Raw genomic sequence first — 18,640 nt, 5'->3', positions numbered from 1 at the left:
CACGGCGAAAGTCGCTCAAAGCCGGGCACAACGACACACCCGCCGATACTGCGTCGAGGCATGCCGGTGCGCGTCCCCGGAGTTGTCGGTGAACCCACTTAGACTTCGCGGTGCCCTGATAGCCACGCCAATTCCGAAGGGAGCGCCGGGATGCGATTCCTGCACACCGCCGACTGGCAGCTGGGCATGACCCGGCACTTCCTTGCCGGGGACGCCCAGCCGCGGTACTCGGCCGCCCGCCGCGATGCGGTGGCCGGCCTGGGCGCCCTGGCCGCCGAGGTGGGCGCGGAGTTCGTCGTGGTTGCCGGCGACGTTTTCGAACACAACCAACTCGCTCCCCAGGTGATCGGTCAATCGCTGGAAGCCATGCGCGCCATCGGGATTCCGGTCTATCTGTTGCCCGGCAACCACGATCCCCTCGACGCGTCGTCGGTGTTCACCGGTGCCTTGTTCAAGGCCGAATGCCCGGATAACGTCATCGTGCTCGACCGGCCCGGCATCCATCACGTGCGGCCCGGTGTCGAGATCGTCGCGGCGCCATGGCGGTCCAAGGCGCCGACCACCGACCTGGTCGCCGAGGTCCTCGACGGCATCGAGGCCGGCCAGAGTCCAACCACCCGCGTGCTCGTCGCGCACGGCGGCGTCGACGTCCTCGATCCCGACCGCGACAAGCCGTCGCTGATCCGGCTGGCCGCGCTGCAGCACGCACTCACGCACGGCGTGGTGCACTACGCCGCGCTCGGGGACAAGCATTCGCTCACCCAGGTCGGCGACAGCGGCCGCATCTGGTACTCCGGGTCGCCAGAAGTCACCAACTTCGACGACGTGGAATCCAACCCCGGGCACGTGCTGGTCGTCGACATCGATGAAGCCAACGCCGTGTCGGTGACACCGCATCGAGTAGGGCACTGGCGGTTCGTCACGCTGCACCGTCAGGTCGACAACAGCCGCGACATCGCCGATCTCGACATGAATCTCGACCTGATGACCGAGAAGGACCGCACCGTGGTGCGGCTGGCACTGACGGGGTCGCTGACGGTGACGGACCGAGCCGCGCTGGATGCCTGCCTGGACCGTTATGGGCGGCTGTTCGCGTACCTGGGCATGTGGGAACGGCACACGGAGCTGGCCGTCATCCCCGCCGACGGCGAGTTCACCGATCTCGGCATCGGCGGGTTCGCCGCAGCGGCGGTCGAAGAGCTGGTCGCCACGGCCCGCGGCGAGGATCCCGATTCGGCCGGCGACGCCCAGGCCGCGCTGGCGCTTTTGCTGCGGCTGACCGATCGGGGCGCGGCATGAAGCTGCACCGGCTGGTCCTGACGAACTACCGGGGAATCCGGCACCGCGAGATCGAATTCCCCGACCGCGGGGTGGTCGTGGTCAGCGGCGCCAACGAGATCGGCAAGTCGTCCATGATCGAGGCGCTGGACCTGCTTCTGGAGTCAAGGGACCGCTCGACCAAAAAGGAAGTCAAGCAGGTCAAGCCAACCAACAGCGATGTCGGTTCCGAGGTCACGGCTGAAATCAGCTGCGGTACATACCGATTCGTGTACCGCAAGCGTTTCCACAAAAAGTGTGAGACGGAGTTGACCGTGCTGGCGCCGCGCCGCGAGCAACTGACCGGTGATGAAGCGCACGACCGGGTACGTGTGATGCTCGCGGAGACGGTGGACAACGATCTGTGGCATGCGCAGCGCGTCCTGCAGGCCACCTCGACCTCCCCGGTCGACCTGTCCGGTTGCGATGCGCTGTCGCGCGCACTCGACGTCGCGGCCGGCGACCAGGCCGCGCTGTCGGGCAACGAGCCACTGCTGATCGAGCGGATCGACGCGGAATATGCCCGTTATTTCACCGGCACCGGACGGCCCACCGGCGAGTGGGCCACGGCCATCTCCCGGCTGGACCAGGTGGAGGCCGCCGTTGCCGAGTGCCAGGCGGCGGTCGACGAGGTCGACGACCGGGTGCGTCGCCACGCCGCGCTGACCGCGCAGGTCGCCGAGTTGTCGCAGCTGCAAGTCGCGACGGGGCCGCGACTGGCCTGCGCACGGGCCGCGGCAGACAAGATCGCCGACCTCACCCGCCAAGCGCGGGAAGCCACGTTGGTCGCGTCCGCCGCGGCCGCCACCAGCAACGCCGCCACCGCCGCACACACCGGGCGGCTGCGACTGGTGGCCGACATCGACGCCCGCGCAGCGGCCGTCGCCGCCGCGGAGGCCGCCGCACAGCAAGCCGTGGAGGCCGAGTCCGCGGCGCGTGCCGAGGCCGACGCGGCCGGGGCCGCGCTGCGGCAGGCCACCCAGGTCGTGGCCGACCTGCAGGCCCGGGCCGATGTTGCACGGCACACCGTCGATCAACTGTGCGGCCGCGACGAGATCGATCGCCTGGCCGCACGACTGGCCAAGATCGACACGATCCAGCGCGACCGCGACCGCATCACCGCCGAGCTGGACCGGATCGTCGTCACCGAGGAGCTGCTTGGGCGGATCGAAAGTGCCGCCGCGGCCGTCGACCGGACCGGCGACCAGCTCGAGTTAATCTCTGCGGCAATCGACTTCACCGCCGTCGCCGCGACCGAACTCATCGTCGGGCAACACCACGTATCGTTGGCGGCCGGAAAGACCTGGTCCACCACTTGCACCGGTCCCACCGAGATCGAGATTCCCGGTGTGCTGACCGCGCGGATCACCCCCGGCGCGACCGCGCTCGACGTTCAGGCGAAACACGCTGCGGCACAACATGAATTGGCTGCCGCGTTGGCGGCCGGTGGGGTCGCTGATCTGGCCGCCGCGCGATCGGCCGACCAGCGTCGCCGTGAATTGCAGAGCAGCCGCGATCAACTGACCGCGACCCTGTCCGGGGTGTGTGGCGACGACGACATCGACCTGCTACGGGAACGGCTGGCCCGGCTGCGTGCCGATCAACCGGCCGAGCCCGACCTTTTCGCCGTCGATATCGACACCGCCCGCGCCGAACTCGACGCCGCGCAAGCAGCCCTGCTCACCGCGACCGCCGACTGCGAGGCCCGCCGTCGCGACGCCGTGGCCTCCGACACCCGACTCACCGAAACCTCCACCACCGCAACGGTGTTACGCAACGACGTGGCGACCCAGCAAGCCGAATTCAGCAGGGCCGCCGACCAGCTCGTTCACGAGCGCTCCTCGGTGAGCGACGAGGACCTGGCCGCGTCGGCACAGACCGGCCAACGCGCCGCAGCGGCGGCGCAGCAGCGGGCCGACGAACTGGACCGGCAACTGGCCGCCGCGGCGCCGGAAGCCGTGACGGCCGAACTGGCCGCGGCCACCGAGGCCGCCGAATCGCTGCGCCGCCGCCACGATGAGGCGACCGTGCAGCTGCGCGAATTGGCCATCGAGCTCTCGGTTTTCGGCAGTGAAGGCCGGCAGGGCCAGCTCGATGCCGCGCAGACGGAGCGTGAGCATGCGGCCAGCCAGCACGCACGGATCGGCAGCCGGGCCCGGGCCGCACAGCTGCTGCGGTCGGTGATGTCGCGCCACCGCGACACCACGCGGTTGGGCTATGTCGAGCCGTATCGCACGGAGTTGCAGCGGCTCGGTCGTCCGGTGTTCGGGCCGACTTTCGAAGTCGACATCGACAGCGACCTCTGCATCCGCAGCCGAACCCTCGACGGCGTCACGGTGCCCTACGACTCGCTGTCGGGTGGGGCCAAGGAGCAACTCGGGATCCTGGCGCGACTCGCCGGTGCCGCCCTGGTCGCCAAGGAAGACGCGGTCCCGGTGGTGGTCGACGACGCGCTCGGCTTCACCGACCCCGACCGGCTCGCCAAGATGGGCGAGGTGTTCGACACCGTCGGCGCGCACGGGCAGGTGATCGTATTGACCTGCAGCCCCGACCGCTACGACGGCGTGAAGGGTGCGCACCGCATCGACTTGACGGTCTAGGACGACAACCCGAGCGGCGCCGAGCGCCGTGCTGCTGATCGCCGTCGGGCTAGGCAGAATAAGCGGCGATGGCAATACACGCGAAACGGCGTCGGGTGCGGCAGAAGCTTGCCGGAATGCCCGGCGTCCGCCCGGTCCGGCGGCCGATCTTTCCGGGCAGCCCCGACGAGTTCGATCTGTACTACGTGCGCACCGGACGCAAGTCCGCCCATCCGCTGGTCATCGTCCCCGGTGGTCCGGGTGTGGCCTCGCTACAGGTCTACAAGGGGTTGCGCCGCCGCGCGGCCAACGCCGGGCTCGACGTCATCATGATCGAACATCGCGGCATCGGAATGTCGCGGCAGGACGACTCCGGCGCCGACCTACCGCCCGAAGCGATCACCGTCGACCAAGTGGTGGACGACATCGCCGCCGTACTCGACGACGCCAGGGTCGACTCCACCGTCACCTACGGCACGTCCTACGGCAGCTACATCGCGGCCGGTCTGGGCGTGCGTCACCCCGGCCGGGTGCACGCGATGATTCTCGATTCGCCACTGCTGTCGCGCCACGACATCGTGCTGGTCCGCGACGCGGTTCGCGGCCTGCTCTTCGACGGCGGTACACCGGAAACCGCCGCGCTGGTGCCAAAAGTCCGCAAGCTGGTCGACGCGGGACTGTTGGCCGGATCGGCGGCAGAGATCGCCACCACCAGTTACGCCTACGGTGGGGCGTCGCTGCTGGACCGTGAACTGGACCTGTTGTTGAGCGGCCGAAAACTCCTGTGGTGGGCCCTGTCTCGTATGTCCGCAATCGTCAGCCTCAACGTGGCCTACCGCCACGAGGTCGACCTGGTCAGCCGCATCGCGTTCCGCGAACTCGACTATGCGGCCGAACCGGATGGCCTGCCGTTCGATCCCGCCGCTGCGATGCGCGAAATCATGGATGTAACAGAGGCTTTCGAGAGTGAACCCTATGATCTGGTAAGCGAGATGCCGAAATTCAACTGGCCCACGGTCGTGATATCCGGCGGCCGAGATCTGGTGACGCCGCGCGCGGTGGCCGAGCGGGTGGCGTCGCTGGTACCCGGCGCGGTGCTGCTGGCGTTGCCCGCCACGGCGCACAGCGTGCTGGATTTTCGTGAGCCGGCCGCGCTGGCCGTCGCCGCGGCGGTGTGCCGCGGCGACATCGACACGCTACCCGGACGGGGACCCGCGCTGGATATGCTGCCGGCGCGTCCCGCCCTGCGGGTGTTGTGGAAGGCGGTGCGGGCGGCGGCCATCGTCGAGGGTGCATTACCGGCCCTGCCGCTGCAGCGGCGGGTCAAGTCCGCATGAATCCGATTGCGGTGTAGTCGATGTCGGCAAGCCCCGGTGCACCGAAGTTGGCCAGATCGCTGCGCACCGCGTGGTTGCCGGGCGACTGGAACAGCGGCAGGTTGAACCCCTCCCGCCAGATCATCGAGTCCACTTGATTCGCGAGCGCCCGGGCCTTGTCCTGGTCCAGCTCCGAGAGCGTCTCGGCGATCTTTGCATCGATCGCGGCGTCGCCGATCTTGCCGAAATTACTGTCGCCGTCCGAGGTGTAGATCTGCGGAAGCGCCGACAGCGGGAACGCATTGCCCGCCCACCCGAACTGGGCGATATCGAAATCGCCGACGCCAATGTACTGGCTGAAGAAACCGTTGCCGGCTTTGACGTCGAGGACCAGCTTCACGCCGATCTGCGCCAGGCTGTTCTGCGCGACCATCGCGACCTGGCGGTTGGCCGGCGCGTCGAACAGCACGTCGCGCACGATCAGCTGCTTGCCGTCCTTCTCCCGCACCCCGTCGTGCAGCTTCCAGCCCATGGCATCTAGGTCGCGGCGGGCCTTGTCCGGATTGTAATCGCCTGGTGCGCTGTTGTTTTGGTATCCGACCTGGCCGGCCACATAGATGTGGTTGTTCAGCGGCGTGGGATGGGTGGTCAGCCCGTGCTGGACGACGTCGACGATGGCCTGGCGGTCGATGCCCTGACAAATCGCCAGCCGCAACCGCTCGTCGGCCATGATCGACCCCGCGGCGCCGTTGAAGGTCAAGTGGAACCAGGTGGGGGCCGGCGCGCGGCGGATCACGATGCCCGGTGTGCGTTGGGCGGTCACCATATCGTCGAGCGTGGTGATGCCCGCCGTGTCGATCGCCTTGTTCTGCAACGCGGGGATGATCGCCGACACGTCGAGCACCAGGAAGGTGATCGAGTTCAGCCGTGGCTTGCGGCCCCACCAGCGGGGGTTGCGGGTCAGCACGATGCGCTGGGCGGTCCGGTCGATGGTGGACACGATGAACGGGCCGGCCGACGGCCCCGGACGCTCGAGCTGACCGGTGTTGAAGACCTCCGGATTGGCCGTCATGCGGTGGGGCTGTATCCCCCCGGCGAACATCCCCCGCCATTCGGAATATGGAACGGAGAAGGTGACCACCGCCTGCCGGTCGTCGACTCCGCGGGTCACCGACCGCACGCGTTCGAAGCCGGCCCGGCTGGCGATCAGGTACCGCTTGTCGTGACCGTTGCACGCCTCGACTTCGGACTTGAGGTCTTCCCAGGTGATCGGGGTGCCGTCGCTCCAGGTCGCCTTGGGATTGATTGTGTATGTGACGGTTTGGGGGTTGGTGCCGGTCAGTTCGGCACCGAGGAAGTAGTCGGTGTTGAGCCGCAGCGTCCCGTCGGGCTGGGTCATGAACGCCCCCGGCAGCGTGGCCCCGAGCACCGCGGCGGTGTCGGAGGTGTTGCCGTCGATGTTCAACTGGTTGAAGTTGTCCGGGAAGGCCGTCAGCGGTAGTCGCAGGTCGCCACCCTCCCGCAGCGTGGCGGGATCTTGCGGGTTGATGTCGCTGTCCGCGCCGAGCTGCGCGGCCCGGGTCTCGGGCAGGTCCTGGTAACCGGTGGAGCATCCGGCGACCAGCAGCACCGACGCCATCGCCAGCGCCGCGATCTTGCGGGTCCTCGGCATCACCGTCACCCTGCCGATGCTAACCAGCCGCGACATCACCGATGCGCTCGCGGAACCGCGGCCAGCAGCCGCTGGGTGTACTCGTGCTGTGGATCGGTGAAAACCTCGTCGCTGTCGCCCTGCTCGACGATAGCGCCGCGATAGAGCACCACAACGCGATGTGCCAGATGCCTGACGACCGAAAGATCATGCGAGACAAACAGATATGACAACTCGAAGCGGTCCTGCAGGTCGAGCAGCAGGTTGATGATCCCGGCTTGGATCGACACGTCCAGCGCCGATACCGGCTCGTCGAGCGCCAATATCTTGGGCCGCAACGCCAGCGCCCGCGCGATGCCGATCCGCTGCTTCTGGCCGCCGGAGAACTCGGCCGGGTAGCGCGCGGCGTCGGCGTGCCGCAGGCCGACGATGTCCAGCAGCTCCGCGACTCGCGCGTCGGCCTCGCTCTTACGAAACCCGTTCGCCTGCAGGGGCTCGGCGATGACCTCGGAAACGGGAAGCCGGGGATCCAGCGACGCTACCGGATCTTGGAACACCACCTGGATGTCGCGTCGCAGCGCGCGGCGGCGCTGCGGGCTCAGCCCCGCCACGTCGGCGCCCAGCACCTCGACAGCGCCCGACTGCGGAGGTGCCAGTTCCAGGATCTGTTGCAACGTGGTCGATTTGCCCGACCCGGACTCCCCGACGATCGCCAACGTGCGGCCGCGCTCCAAGGTGAAGCTGATGCCGTCTACGGCCCGTACTTCGCCCATCCTCCGGCGGAAGATGACGCCCTTGGTCAGGGGGTAGGTCTTGGCGAGGTCGGTGACCCGTAGCACCACGTCGCGTTCGCCGTCCGCCGCGGCCGCGCCGCTCGGATGCGTTGACACGGCGAAGATTTCGGCGGCACTGCGACCCGCGACGTCGTCGGTGCGAATGCAGGCCGCCCGGTGCCCGTCCGCGACGGGAAGCAACGGCGGTTCGGCAGCACGGCACTCTTCGATCACCAGCGGACAGCGCGGCGCGAACGGGCAGGCGTCGGGCACCGGCTCGGCGACGGTGGGCGGTGCGCCCGGAATCGGGATCAGCCGGGTGCCCTGCGCGGCATCCAACCGCGGTACCGACCCGAGCAGCCCAACCGTGTAGGGCATGCGGCGGTCTCGGTACAGCGCGTCGACCGTCGCGATCTCGACGGCACGCCCGGCGTACATGACCATCGCGCGGTCGGCGAACTCCGAGACCACCCCCAGATCGTGGGTGATGATCAGCACACCGGCGCCGGTGACGTCGCGGGCCGTCCGCAGCACGTCGAGAATCTGCGCCTGCACCGTCACGTCGAGCGCGGTGGTCGGCTCGTCACAGATCAGCAGATCCGGATCGTTGGCGATCGCGATCGCGATGACCACCCGCTGCCGCTCGCCACCGGACAACTCGTGCGGGAATGCTTTCGCCCGGCGGTCCGGCTGCGCGATGCCGACAAGCTCGAGCAGCTCCACCGCCCGCTTGCGCGCGGCTGCCCGGCCGACGTCGCGGTGGTGGACGGTGATGGCTTCGGCGATTTGGTCCCCGACGGTGTAGACCGGCGTCAGCGCCGACATCGGGTCCTGGAACACGGTGCCGATCGTCTTGCCGCGGATCTGCGACATCGCCTGGTCGGGAAGCCCGAGTAGCTCCCGGCCCTGCAACCGCACCGATCCCGAAACCTGTCCGTACTCCGGCAGCAGCCCGACCACGGCCATGGCCGCGGTGCTTTTGCCCGAGCCGGATTCGCCGACGATGGCCAGCACTTCGCCGGGATCGATGTGGTACGTCGCGCCGCGCACGGCGGGCACCCGCACGTCCCCGGTGTCGAACGTGACCCCGAGATCGGTCACCTGCAGCAGGGCGCTCACCGCGGCCGCCCCGCCGTCTTTCGTTTCTTGCGTGGCTTGCGGGGGACGGGCCGCGCGGACGGATCGACGGCGTCGCGCAGTCCGTCACCGGCGAGGTTCGCGCACAACACAATCGCGACCAACGCCGCGCCCGGGAACAGGAAAACCCAGGGGAACGTGGTCGCCGAGGGCGTGCCTTCGGCGATCAGGGTGCCCAGTGAGACGTCCGGCGGCTGAACGCCGAACCCCAAAAAGCTCAACCCGGTCTCCGCGAGAATCGCGAAACCTACGTTCAGGGTGGCGTCGATGATCAGGATCGAGGCCACGTTCGGCACGATGTGGTGAACGATCACCCGCCGACTTGAAACGCCCATATACCGTGCCGCGCGGACGAATTCGCGCTCTCGCAAGCTCATGGTCAGGCCGCGCACCATCCGTGAGCTGACCATCCAGCCGAAGGCGGCGAGCAACACGATGAGCCACAGAACGCTGTTCGACTGCTTGGTGCGCGGCGTGACGATGGCGATCAGCAGGAAACTGGGCACCACCAGCAGCAGATCCACCAGCCACATCAGCGTGCGATCCCGCCAGCCCCCGAAATAACCGGCGATCGATCCGACGGTCGCGGCGATGGTGGTCGAGATCACGGCAACGCATACGCCGATCAGTAGCGATTTCTGCATCCCGGTCAGGGTGCGGGCCAGCAGATCCTGTCCCAGGGCATTGGTGCCGAACCAGTGCCGCGTCGACGGCGGCTGCAGCAGCGCGTGCAGGTCCAGATCGAGATAGCTGTAGGGCAACAGCGGCGGCAATGCGTAGCAACCGACGAATGCCAGCGCCAGCAGGACCAGTGCGGCCGCGGCCGGCCTATTGCGAAGAAAGCGGCGAACCAACAAGTTTCGGCGCGACGTGAACGTCGCGGCCGGGTCGACGCCGGTGCGCGTGGTCATGACACCCGCACCCTCGGATCCAGTGCCGCGTAGATGACGTCGGACAGCAGGCCCGCCAAAAGCACTGCCGCGCCGGAGAACAGCGTGATCGCCGCGACGACGTTCGCGTCCTGGGTCGCGATTCCCGACACCACCCATTCGCCCATGCCGTGCCAGCCGAAGATTTTCTCGACGAACACCGCGCCGACGACCAGCCCGCTCACGCCATAGGCGAACAACGTGGCCATTGGGATGAGCGCGGTACGCAGGCCGTGCTTGAACAGCGCGCGCCGACGGGTCAAACCCTTGGCCCGCGCGGTGCGGATGAAGTCCTCGCCGAGCACGTCGAGCATCGCATTGCGTTGGTAGCGGCTGAAACCCGCGATCGCGCCCAACGCCAGCGTCAGCGTCGGCAGCACCATGTGCTGCAACCGCCCGATCAGCTCGTCCACGGTTCCGCTGGGCGGCAGCGGCGAGGTCTCACCCGTGTATTGAAAGATCCCGACGCCGGCGAGCATGTTGACCCGCAGTGCGCCCAGGATGAGCAGGCTGGCCAGCACGAACGACGGGATGCTCAAGATGATCAGCGACAACACCGTGATTACCCGGTCGCTGAGCCGGTATTGCCGCACCGCGCCCCAGGCGCCCGCGACGACGCCGATCAGGGTGCCCAGCACCGAACCCGTCACCACCAACCGCAGGCTCACCCCGACCCGGCGCCATAGCTCCTCGGAGACCGGATGGCCGCTGACCGTCATCCCGAAATCACCGCGGATCACACCCCCGATCCAGTGGGCGTAGCGAAGCACCACCGGTTTGTCCAAGCCCAGCGCGACGGCCTTGGCGTGAATGGCCTCCGGTGGCGGCGTCGGATGGCGCTGCACGAAACTGTCGAGCGGATGAAACGTCTGGGAGGTCAACAGAAAAGTCAGGAAGGACGCCAGCACCAGCAGGACGACGTAGTTGAGGAACCGTCGGGCGAGGTACCGGATCATGCCCGGGCGGCCTGCCTGCATCGCATTGGGACAGGTTAGCGAGACCGGCGCGGGCCGGCTGGGATCGCGGTGCCCCGGTCGCGTCGGCCCCGGGCCACACCGCCAACGGCCAGGCCGTATGATGAGTTCTTCAACTGATCAATTGCACAAGTATTGAAGTCTTCAGGAGCGACGCTGGAATCGAAGCCCCTTTACAAGCTCAAAGCCGACTTCTTCAAGACCCTCGGGCACCCGGCGCGCATCAGGATTCTCGAGCTGCTGGTGGAGCGGGACCGCTCGGTCGGCGAGTTGTTGGTGTCCGATGTCGGACTCGAGGCATCGAATCTATCCCAACAGCTGGCGGTGTTGCGGCGCGCGGGAGTCGTCGTCGCGGACCGCGACGGCAATGTCGTGACCTACTCGATCGCCTCACCCGATATCGCCGAGTTGCTCGCGGTGGCTCGCCAGGTACTGGCGCGGGTGCTTACCGATCGGATCGCGGTGCTCGAGGATTTGCGCACCGGCCCCGCGGCCCATTAGCGCCATGGGTTGGCTCGCCAAAATCCGTCGTGTCGGCCGGATCGTGGAACCCGCGCCGGCGGCACCGCCATCGGCAACCGAACCGCCTGCGGGAGTGAAAGGTTCATTGCAGATCCGGCACGTGGACGCGGGGTCGTGCAATGGGTGTGAGGTGGAGGTTTCGGGCGCGTTCGGCCCGGTGTACGACGCGGAACGATTCGGGGCCCGGCTGGTGGCCTCGCCCCGCCACGCCGATGCGCTGCTGGTGACCGGGGTGGTCACGCGCAACATGGCCGAGCCGCTGCGCAACACCCTTGCGGCGACGCCACACCCACGGGTGGTGATCGCGTGCGGCGATTGCGCCTTGAACCGAGGGGTGTTCAAGGATGCGTACGCCGTCGCCGGTTCGGTGGGCGAGGTGGTGCCCGTCGACGTCGAGATTGCGGGCTGCCCGCCCACCCCCGCCGAAATCGTGGCGGCCCTGCGATCGGTGACCGGGAAGTGACGATTACCACACCGACCGTCGTTCCCGCCTCGACGCCAAACATGTTGCCACGCCTGGGTTTCGGTGCGCCCGCCGGCGGGCTGGCGACGTCGGCGGTGGGCCTGGTCGGGCTGTGGCTGGGCCTGCAGGCCATGTTCGGCTTGCTACGCCCGGTACAACTCGACTGGCTGCTGCCGCTGTCCGGGGTGCGGATCGAACTCGACCCACTGGGCGGTTTCTTTCTCGCGCTGACGGGCGCGGTCGCCGTACCGGTGGGCTGCTACCTGATCGGGTACGCCAGACGTGAGCAGCTGGGCGGGGTCACGCTCGCGGTGCTGCCGGTGTTCGTCGCCGCGATGGAGCTGGTGCCGGCCGCGGGATCGGTACCGACCTTTCTGGTGGCGTGGGAGTTGATGGCGATCACGTCGCTGATCCTGGTGCTGTCCGAATACACCCGCGCACAGGTCCGTTCGGCTGGTCTGTCCTACGCGGTGATGACTCAGCTCGGGTTCGTCGCCATTCTGGTCGGGCTGATCGTGCTCGCGGCGTCCGGCGGATCCGACCGGCTCACCCAACTCACCGGGGCATCCGGCGGGGTCCGCGCCGCCGTGTTCGTGCTGACGTTCGTCGGCTTCGGGTCCAAGGCGGGCTTGGTGCCGCTGCATGCCTGGCTGCCACGGGCCCATCCCGAAGCGCCCAGCCCGGTGTCGGCACTGATGAGTGCGGCGATGGTCAACCTGGGGATCTACGGCATCGTGCGCTTCGACCTGCGCTTGCTCGGACCGGGCCCGCGCTGGTGGGGGCTAGCGCTGATGGCCGTCGGCGGGATCTCCGCGCTCTACGGGGTGCTGCAGGCCTCGGTGGCCACCGACATCAAACGGCTGCTGGCGTATTCGACGACGGAGAACATGGGCCTGGTGACGTTGGCACTTGGTGCCGCAACGCTTTTCGCGGACAGCGGTGACTACGGTCCGGCGACCATCGCCGCGGCCGCCGCGGTGGTGCATCTGATGGCGCACGCGGCGTTCAAGAGCCTGGGATTCCTCGCGGCCGGATCGGTGCTGGCCGCGACACACCTGCGAGACCTCGACCTGCTTGGCGGACTGGTCCGCCGGATGCCGAGCACGACCGTGTGCTTCGGGGTGGCTGCGCTGGGTGCGTGCGGGCTGCCGCTCGGCGCCGGCTTCGTCGGCGAGTGGCTACTGGTGCAGTCCCTGGTTCACGCCCCGCCCGCACACGACCCGATGGTGGCTTTGACGACACCATTGGCGGTCGGCGTGGTCGCACTCGCCACCGGCTTGAGCGTCGCCGCCATGGCAAAAGCATTCGGAATCGGATTCTTGGCCCGCCCCCGCTCCAGCCAGGCCGCCGCCGCGGCCGAGGCGCCGATCAGCATGCGTGCCGGCATGGCGGCCGCGGCGGGCGCCTGCCTGATACTCGCGGTGGCGCCGGGCGTCCTCGCTCCGGTGGTGCGGACGACCGTCGCAACCTTGCCGTTCGGAAAGGCCGTCGGGTTCACCGACTTCGGCACCGTGGTGCGACTACCCGGCCTGCCCGGCTCGATCGCGCCCGGCGTGATCGTCGCGGGCGTGGTCGGCGCCGCGCTGTTGGCGTCCGGGTTGGCCCGGCTGCGTTCGCGGCGCCGACCGGCACCGGTCGTGCGGCCGTTATGGGCTTGTGGCGCAGACGATCTCACCGAGCGCATGCAATACACGGCCACGTCCTTCGCCGAGCCGTTGCAGCGAGTTTTCGCCGACGTGCTGCGCCCCGACACCGATATCGAAGTCACCCCGACGGCCGAGTCACGGTACATGGTCGACAGGATCGCCTACCGGACCGCGATCACCGACGCGATCGAACAGCGTTTGTACACCCCGGTGGTCGCCGCCGTCGGCGCCGTGGCCGGCCTGATGCGGCGGGCCCACACCGGAAGCGTGCACCTGTACTTGGCCTACGGTGCGCTGGGCGTGCTGATCGTGTTGGTGGCGGCCAAGTGAACGCGATGTCCTACGTCGCCGGGGCGGCTCAGCTCGGCGTGGTGATGGCCGGCGCGCCGCTGGTGGTCGGTGTGACGCGTCAAGTGCGCGCCCACTGGGAGGGCCGCGCGGGCGGCGGATTGCTGCAGCCGTGCCGCGATCTGATCAAACAGCTTGGTAAGCAACACGTCAGGCCAATCGGTACGACAATCGTGTTCGCCGCCGCGCCCGCGGTCGTCGCCGGCACCGCCCTGCTGATCGCGGCGATCGCGCCGATTGTCGCGACCGGGTCGCCCCTGGATTTCAGCGCCGACCTGTTCGCCGTGGTCGGCCTGCTTTTCCTGGGCACCGTCGCGCTTACCCTGGCCGGCATCGACACGGGGACCTCGTTCGGTGGTATGGGCGCAAGCCGCGAAATCACCATCGCCGCGCTGGTCGAGCCGACGATTCTGCTGGCGGTGTTCGCGCTGTCCATTCCGGCCGGATCGTCCAATCTGGGTGCCCTGGTGACAAGTACGGTCACCCACCCCGATCACGTCCTGTCCTTGACCGCGGTGCTCGCCTTCGTCGCGCTGGTGATCGTCATCGTCGCCGAGACGGGACGGCTGCCGGTCGACAACCCGGCAACGCATCTGGAACTGACCATGGTGCACGAGGCGATGGTTCTCGAGTACGCCGGTCCTCGGTTGGCGCTGGTCGAATGGGCGTCCGGGATGCGGCTGACGGTGTTGCTGGCGTTATTGGCAAACCTGTTCCTGCCGTGGGGGATTGCCGGCGCCACGCCGACGGCGCTGCAGGTGGTCACGGGCGTGGCGGCGATAGTAATCAAGGTGGCGGTGTTGGCCGCGCTGCTCGCGACATTCGAGGTCTTCGTCGCCAAGCTTCGCCTGTTCCGGGTGCCCGAGCTGTTGGCGGGTTCATTCCTGCTGGCATTGCTCGCCGTCACCGCCGCCAACTTCTTCACCGTCCGCACGTGAGGCCCCAGCGATGACCGACACCAACTTTTCCACCCTGGTCGACTTTGCCGCGGGCGGGCTGGTGCTGGCCGCTGTTCTGATCGTCTGGCGCCGCGACCTGTCCGCCATCGTGCATCTGCTGGCCTGGCAGGGCCTGGCACTGACCGCCATCCCGGCGCTGCGCGGCATCCACGACCACGATCTCGCACTCATCGGAGTGGCCGTCGCCGTGCTGGTGCTGCGGGCGGGGGTGTTGCCGTGGCTGCTCGGCCGCGTGGTCGGTGCCGAAGTCGCCGCGCGCCGCGAGGCCACGCCGCTGATCAACACCACGAGCTCGCTGCTGCTCACCGGCGGCTTGACCGTCGCCGCGTTCGCGATCACCGCGCCGTTGGTGGACCTGCAACCGGGTCCCAGCACCAATGCCGTGCCCGCCGCGTTCGCGGTGGTGCTGATTGCGCTTTTCGTGTTGACCACGCGGCTGCATGCCGTCTCGCAGGCGGTCGGATTTTTGATGCTGGACAACGGGATTGCCGCGACCGCGTTCCTACTCACGGCGGGGGTGCCGTTGATTGTCGAACTCGGAGCCTCACTCGATGTGCTCTTCGCCGTCATCGTGATCGGCGTGCTGACCGGGCGGCTGCGTCACACTTTCGGCGATGCAGACCTGGACAAGCTGCAGGAGCTGCGCGACTGATGACCGCGTTGCTGCTCACCGCCATCCTGGCGCCCCTCGTCGCGTCGCTCGCCGCCCTGGCCGGCGGCTGGCGCCACGCGACTGCGGCGCTGACCGTGCTGTCCGCGGTCACCGTGCTCGGGTGCGGCGCGGCGCTGGGGTTCGGCGTCGGGTCCGGTGCCCGGTTCAGCCTCGGCGGGCTGCTGCGTGTCGACGCGCTGACGGTGACGATGCTGATCGTCATCGGGACCGTCGGCACCTTGGCCACCTTTGCCAGCATTTCCTACATCGACCACGAGCTCGCCCGCGGCCACGTCGATCAACCTGGTGCCCGGCTGTATGGGGTCCTGACGCCGGCGTTCCTCGCGGCAATGGTTCTGGCGGTGTGCGCCAACAACATTGGCGTGGTGTGGGTGGCGATCGAGGCCACCACCGTGATCACCGCCTTCCTGGTGGGGCATCGCCGCACCCGCACCGCGTTGGAAGCCACCTGGAAGTACGTCGTGATCTGCTCGGTCGGTATCTCCGTCGCATTCCTGGGCACCGTGCTGCTCTACTTCGCCGCCCGCTACGCGGGGGCGCCCGCCGCGCACGCGTTGAACCTTGACGTCCTTGCCGCGCATGCCCGCGGCCTGAATCCCGCGGTCGCGCGGCTGGCCGGGGGACTGTTGCTGATCGGCTACGGCGCCAAGGCCGGGCTCTTCCCGTTCCACACCTGGCTGGCCGACGCGCACAGCCAAGCCCCCGCGCCGGTGTCCGCACTGATGAGCGGGGTGCTGCTGTCGGTCGCGTTCTCGGTGCTCATCCGGTTGCGGACGATCATCGACGCTGCCACCGGACCCGCCTTCCTGCGCGGCGGCCTGCTGGTGGTCGGGCTGGCCACGCTGCTGGTCGCTGCCCTGATGCTGACCGTCACCGCCGACATCAAGCGGATGCTGGCGTACTCGTCGATGGAAAACATGGGGCTGATCGCAATCGCTGCCGCCGCCGGGACCACGTTGGCGATCTCCGCGCTGCTGCTGCATGTGCTCGCCCACGGGGTCGCCAAGACCGTGTTGTTCCTGGCGGGCGGCCAGTTGCAGGCCGCGCACGACTCCACCGCGATCGCCGATATCACCGGCGTCATGCGCCGGTCGCGGCTGGTCGGCCTGTCGTTCGGCACTGGACTGATCGTGCTGCTGGGCTTGCCGCCGTTCGCGATGTTCGCCAGCGAGCTGGCGATTGCGCGGTCGCTGGCCGGTGCCCGGCTGGCCTGGGTGCTGGGCGTGGCGATGCTGCTGATCGCGATCGCCTTCGCCGCGCTGGCCCGCAACTCGGGGCGAGTCCTGCTCGGCACGCCCGCCGCGGGTGCGCCCACGCTTGCGGTGCCGGTGACGGCGGCAACGGTGCTGATCCTCGGCATCGCCGTCAGTACCGGCCTCGGCGTGACGGCCGGCCCGCTCACCCACCTGTTCACCGTCGCCGCCGATACCGTCGGAGCCGCCCGGTGAACCGGAACTGGTTGCGGCACAGGGTTTCCCAGCACGATCTCATGGGGATGGCCGAACAACTGCTGGACGATTCGTTTCGACTGGCGCTGGTCGCCGCGCACGACGACATGGACAGTCTGCGCGTGGTCTATCTCTTTCTGTCCGGCCGGCCCGACCGTCGCGTCGAGCTGGAGTGCATTGTGCCGATTGATAATCCAAGCATCCGGTCGTTGGCCTCGGTATCGTTTCCGGCGAGCCGGTTCGAGCGCGAGATGGCGGACCTGTACGGGATCCGCCCCGTCGGTCACCCCAAGCCGCGTCGCCTGGTCCGCCACGCGCACTGGCCCGACTGGCATCCCATGCGCGCCGACGCCGGGCCGGCACCCGATTTCGCTACCGCCGGCGCGTTCCCGTTCGTCAACGTCGAAGGACCCGGTGTCTACGAGATCCCGGTCGGCCCCGTGCACGCCGGCCTCATCGAACCCGGCCATTTCCGGTTTTCCGTGGCGGGCGAGACCGTGGTGCGGCTCAAGGCCCGGTTGTGGTTCGTCCACCGCGGCATCGAGAAGCTGTTCCAGGGCTGCTCCGCCCTGCGGGCGGTCGATCTCGCCGAACGGATCAGCGGCGATACGTCGGCCGCGCATGCCCTGGCCCACAGCCTCGCCGTCGAGGACGCGCTGGGTATCGAGCTGCCCGACGAGGCGCACCGGCTGCGCGCCATGCTCGTCGAGCTCGAGCGGCTCTACAACCACGTTGCCGATCTCGGTGCTCTGGCCAACGACATCGGCTATGGGATCGCCAACGCACACGCCCAACGCATCCGCGAACGGTTGCTGCGGCTCAACGCCACCGTCACCGGCCACCGGTTGCTACGCGGCGCCATCCGTCCGGGCGGCGTTGTGCTGCAAGGCCTTCCCGACACCGGGGAAATTCAACGGCTCGCGGTCGACGTGGCCGAGGTGGCGTCGTTGACGCTGGGCAACGGCATCGCCTACGACCGGTTCGCCGGCACCGCCGTGCTGCCCACCGAAGACGCCGCCGCGCTGGGCTGTCTGGGGTATGTCGCCCGCGCCAGCGGCCTGCGCACCGACGCCCGGGTCGAGCACCCGACCGTCGAGCTGCCCATCACCGAAGTCGTCGCCACCGCCGGTGACGTCCTGGCCCGCTACACCGTGCGCCGCGACGAATTCGCCGCATCCGCCCTGCTGCTGCAGCACCTTGTCGAAGCACAGAGCGGCCCAATCGCATACCAGCCGAGCGCGGACCAACAAGGCGCCGCACCCAGCAGCGGCGTCGGCATTGTCGAAGGATGGCGCGGCACCATCGTGCACCGCGTCGAAACAGACGCAACCACTCACATCACCCGTGCCAAGATTGTCGACCCATCCTGGTTCAACTGGCCGGCGCTGCCGGTGGCCATGGCCGACACCATCGTTCCCGACTTCCCGTTGGCCAACAAAAGCTTCAACCAGTCGTACGCGGGTAACGACCTCTAGCCGACCTTGTAGGTCGCCAGGGCCTTGGCGATCAGCCTGCCCTCCGGGTCGACGATCTCGGCCTCACAGTTGGTCAGTGAGCGGCCCCGTCGAAGCACCCGGCCCACCCCGATCGCATCGGTGGCCCGAGCCGGGGCCAGGAAGTCCAGCGCCATCGACACCGTGACGCCGCGGAATTCCGGTGGTGCTTCTCTGCCGCACCAGGCGGCGGCCATGACGGTGAGGTCGGCAAGCGTGGCGATGGCACCGCCGTGCACCATGTCGCCGACGGTGACGTTGGACGGATCCCACGGCAGCCGGAGCCGGACTTCGTCGTCGCCGAGCTGATCGGCGATGATGCCCAACTTGGCGACGAACGGCGATTGTGGGAGAAATTGCGCGATGACGTCACGCCCGCTCGCGGGCGCCGAGGAGGTGGCCATCCGCCCAT

15 protein-coding genes are annotated in these 18,640 nt (G+C 68.4%); 10 read left to right on the top strand and 5 right to left on the bottom strand.

Annotation, left to right across the window (positions count from 1 at the left end; genetic code table 11):
* Positions 1 to 150 precede the first annotated feature (150 nt).
* The 3 genes from AWC25_RS15830 to AWC25_RS15820 all read left to right on the top strand — a co-directional run bounded on the left by AWC25_RS15830 (position 151) and on the right by AWC25_RS15820 (position 5,233).
* Complete coding sequence (locus AWC25_RS15830) at positions 151 to 1,299, top strand: metallophosphoesterase family protein (RefSeq protein ID WP_069399264.1); 1,149 nt, start codon at positions 151 to 153, stop codon at positions 1,297 to 1,299.
* Positions 1,296 to 3,917, top strand: coding sequence for an AAA family ATPase (locus tag AWC25_RS15825; protein WP_085167063.1), 2,622 nt, complete (start codon positions 1,296 to 1,298; stop codon positions 3,915 to 3,917). The genes AWC25_RS15830 and AWC25_RS15825 overlap by 4 nt, the downstream gene beginning before the upstream one ends.
* 68 nt (positions 3,918 to 3,985) lie before the next feature.
* Positions 3,986 to 5,233 (top strand): alpha/beta hydrolase, encoded by a 1,248-nt coding sequence (locus AWC25_RS15820; protein ID WP_085167062.1) that lies wholly within the window; start codon positions 3,986 to 3,988, stop codon positions 5,231 to 5,233.
* Here AWC25_RS15820 and AWC25_RS15815 read toward each other — a convergent pair.
* Genes AWC25_RS15815 through AWC25_RS15800 form a run of 4 tightly spaced genes read right to left on the bottom strand, consistent with a single transcriptional unit; the run spans position 5,220 to position 10,658 of the window.
* On the bottom strand, positions 5,220 to 6,884 hold the full coding sequence (locus AWC25_RS15815) for an ABC transporter family substrate-binding protein (protein WP_085167080.1): 1,665 nt from the start codon (positions 6,882 to 6,884) through the stop codon (positions 5,220 to 5,222). The genes AWC25_RS15820 and AWC25_RS15815 overlap by 14 nt on opposite strands.
* A 35-nt stretch (positions 6,885 to 6,919) precedes the next feature.
* Positions 6,920 to 8,755: a dipeptide ABC transporter ATP-binding protein gene (locus AWC25_RS15810; RefSeq protein ID WP_085167061.1), complete on the bottom strand. Its 1,836-nt coding sequence runs from the start codon at positions 8,753 to 8,755 to the stop codon at positions 6,920 to 6,922.
* Complete coding sequence (locus tag AWC25_RS15805; protein WP_069399268.1) at positions 8,752 to 9,684, bottom strand: ABC transporter permease; 933 nt, start codon at positions 9,682 to 9,684, stop codon at positions 8,752 to 8,754. Before AWC25_RS15805 ends, AWC25_RS15810 begins: the two co-directional genes overlap by 4 nt.
* Positions 9,681 to 10,658: an ABC transporter permease gene (locus AWC25_RS15800; RefSeq protein WP_069399269.1), complete on the bottom strand. Its 978-nt coding sequence runs from the start codon at positions 10,656 to 10,658 to the stop codon at positions 9,681 to 9,683. The genes AWC25_RS15805 and AWC25_RS15800 overlap by 4 nt, the downstream gene beginning before the upstream one ends.
* A gap of 174 nt (positions 10,659 to 10,832) precedes the next feature.
* On the opposite strand from AWC25_RS15800, the gene AWC25_RS15795 reads away from it, so the two are divergent.
* From AWC25_RS15795 to AWC25_RS15765, 7 genes are read left to right on the top strand one after another with little or no spacing between them, the layout of a single operon-like run.
* The gene (locus tag AWC25_RS15795) at positions 10,833 to 11,177 is read left to right on the top strand and encodes a lsr2/espR transcriptional regulator (protein WP_069399321.1); all 345 of its coding nucleotides are present in this window, start codon (positions 10,833 to 10,835) and stop codon (positions 11,175 to 11,177) included.
* A gap of 4 nt (positions 11,178 to 11,181) precedes the next feature.
* Positions 11,182 to 11,661 (top strand): NADH-quinone oxidoreductase subunit B family protein, encoded by a 480-nt coding sequence (locus tag AWC25_RS15790; RefSeq protein ID WP_069399270.1) that lies wholly within the window; start codon positions 11,182 to 11,184, stop codon positions 11,659 to 11,661.
* A 41-nt stretch (positions 11,662 to 11,702) separates the two neighbouring features.
* Entirely contained in the window at positions 11,703 to 13,637 is a 1,935-nt protein-coding gene (locus tag AWC25_RS15785; RefSeq protein WP_069399271.1) for a proton-conducting transporter transmembrane domain-containing protein, read from the top strand.
* A gap of 5 nt (positions 13,638 to 13,642) precedes the next feature.
* Positions 13,643 to 14,593, top strand: coding sequence for a respiratory chain complex I subunit 1 family protein (locus tag AWC25_RS15780; RefSeq protein ID WP_069399322.1), 951 nt, complete (start codon positions 13,643 to 13,645; stop codon positions 14,591 to 14,593).
* Positions 14,594 to 14,603: 10 nt separating this feature from the next.
* Positions 14,604 to 15,266, top strand: coding sequence for a hypothetical protein (locus AWC25_RS15775; protein ID WP_069399272.1), 663 nt, complete (start codon positions 14,604 to 14,606; stop codon positions 15,264 to 15,266).
* Positions 15,266 to 16,735, top strand: coding sequence for a proton-conducting transporter transmembrane domain-containing protein (locus AWC25_RS15770; RefSeq protein WP_085167060.1), 1,470 nt, complete (start codon positions 15,266 to 15,268; stop codon positions 16,733 to 16,735). Before AWC25_RS15775 ends, AWC25_RS15770 begins: the two co-directional genes overlap by 1 nt.
* Positions 16,732 to 18,210 carry a hydrogenase large subunit gene (locus tag AWC25_RS15765; RefSeq protein ID WP_085167059.1) on the top strand — a complete coding sequence of 493 codons (1,479 nt, stop codon included), beginning with the start codon at positions 16,732 to 16,734 and terminating at the stop codon, positions 18,208 to 18,210. The genes AWC25_RS15770 and AWC25_RS15765 overlap by 4 nt, the downstream gene beginning before the upstream one ends.
* Here AWC25_RS15765 and AWC25_RS15760 read toward each other — a convergent pair.
* Entirely contained in the window at positions 18,207 to 18,632 is a 426-nt protein-coding gene (locus tag AWC25_RS15760) for a PaaI family thioesterase (RefSeq protein ID WP_069399274.1), read from the bottom strand. The two genes, AWC25_RS15765 and AWC25_RS15760, sit on opposite strands and share 4 nt — an antisense overlap.
* Between the last annotated feature and the right edge of the window lie 8 nt (positions 18,633 to 18,640).

The sequence above is a fragment of the Mycobacterium sherrisii genome, from assembly GCF_002102355.1.
Taxonomy (GTDB): domain Bacteria; phylum Actinomycetota; class Actinomycetes; order Mycobacteriales; family Mycobacteriaceae; genus Mycobacterium; species Mycobacterium sherrisii.
Note: the sequence above shows the minus strand (reverse complement) of the source record. Positions and strands in the feature narration are given on the sequence as shown.

Coding starts and splice junctions, on each gene's coding strand:
- AWC25_RS15830 (WP_069399264.1), top strand. CDS start 151: ATGCGATTCCTGCACACCGCCGACTGGCAGCTGGGCATGACCCGGCAC.
- AWC25_RS15825 (WP_085167063.1), top strand. CDS start 1,296: ATGAAGCTGCACCGGCTGGTCCTGACGAACTACCGGGGAATCCGGCAC.
- AWC25_RS15820 (WP_085167062.1), top strand. CDS start 3,986: ATGGCAATACACGCGAAACGGCGTCGGGTGCGGCAGAAGCTTGCCGGA.
- AWC25_RS15815 (WP_085167080.1), bottom strand. CDS start 6,884: ATGCCGAGGACCCGCAAGATCGCGGCGCTGGCGATGGCGTCGGTGCTG.
- AWC25_RS15805 (WP_069399268.1), bottom strand. CDS start 9,684: ATGACCACGCGCACCGGCGTCGACCCGGCCGCGACGTTCACGTCGCGC.
- AWC25_RS15800 (WP_069399269.1), bottom strand. CDS start 10,658: ATGATCCGGTACCTCGCCCGACGGTTCCTCAACTACGTCGTCCTGCTG.
- AWC25_RS15790 (WP_069399270.1), top strand. CDS start 11,182: ATGGGTTGGCTCGCCAAAATCCGTCGTGTCGGCCGGATCGTGGAACCC.
- AWC25_RS15785 (WP_069399271.1), top strand. CDS start 11,703: ATGTTGCCACGCCTGGGTTTCGGTGCGCCCGCCGGCGGGCTGGCGACG.
- AWC25_RS15780 (WP_069399322.1), top strand. CDS start 13,643: ATGTCCTACGTCGCCGGGGCGGCTCAGCTCGGCGTGGTGATGGCCGGC.
- AWC25_RS15775 (WP_069399272.1), top strand. CDS start 14,604: ATGACCGACACCAACTTTTCCACCCTGGTCGACTTTGCCGCGGGCGGG.
- AWC25_RS15770 (WP_085167060.1), top strand. CDS start 15,266: ATGACCGCGTTGCTGCTCACCGCCATCCTGGCGCCCCTCGTCGCGTCG.
- AWC25_RS15760 (WP_069399274.1), bottom strand. CDS start 18,632: ATGGCCACCTCCTCGGCGCCCGCGAGCGGGCGTGACGTCATCGCGCAA.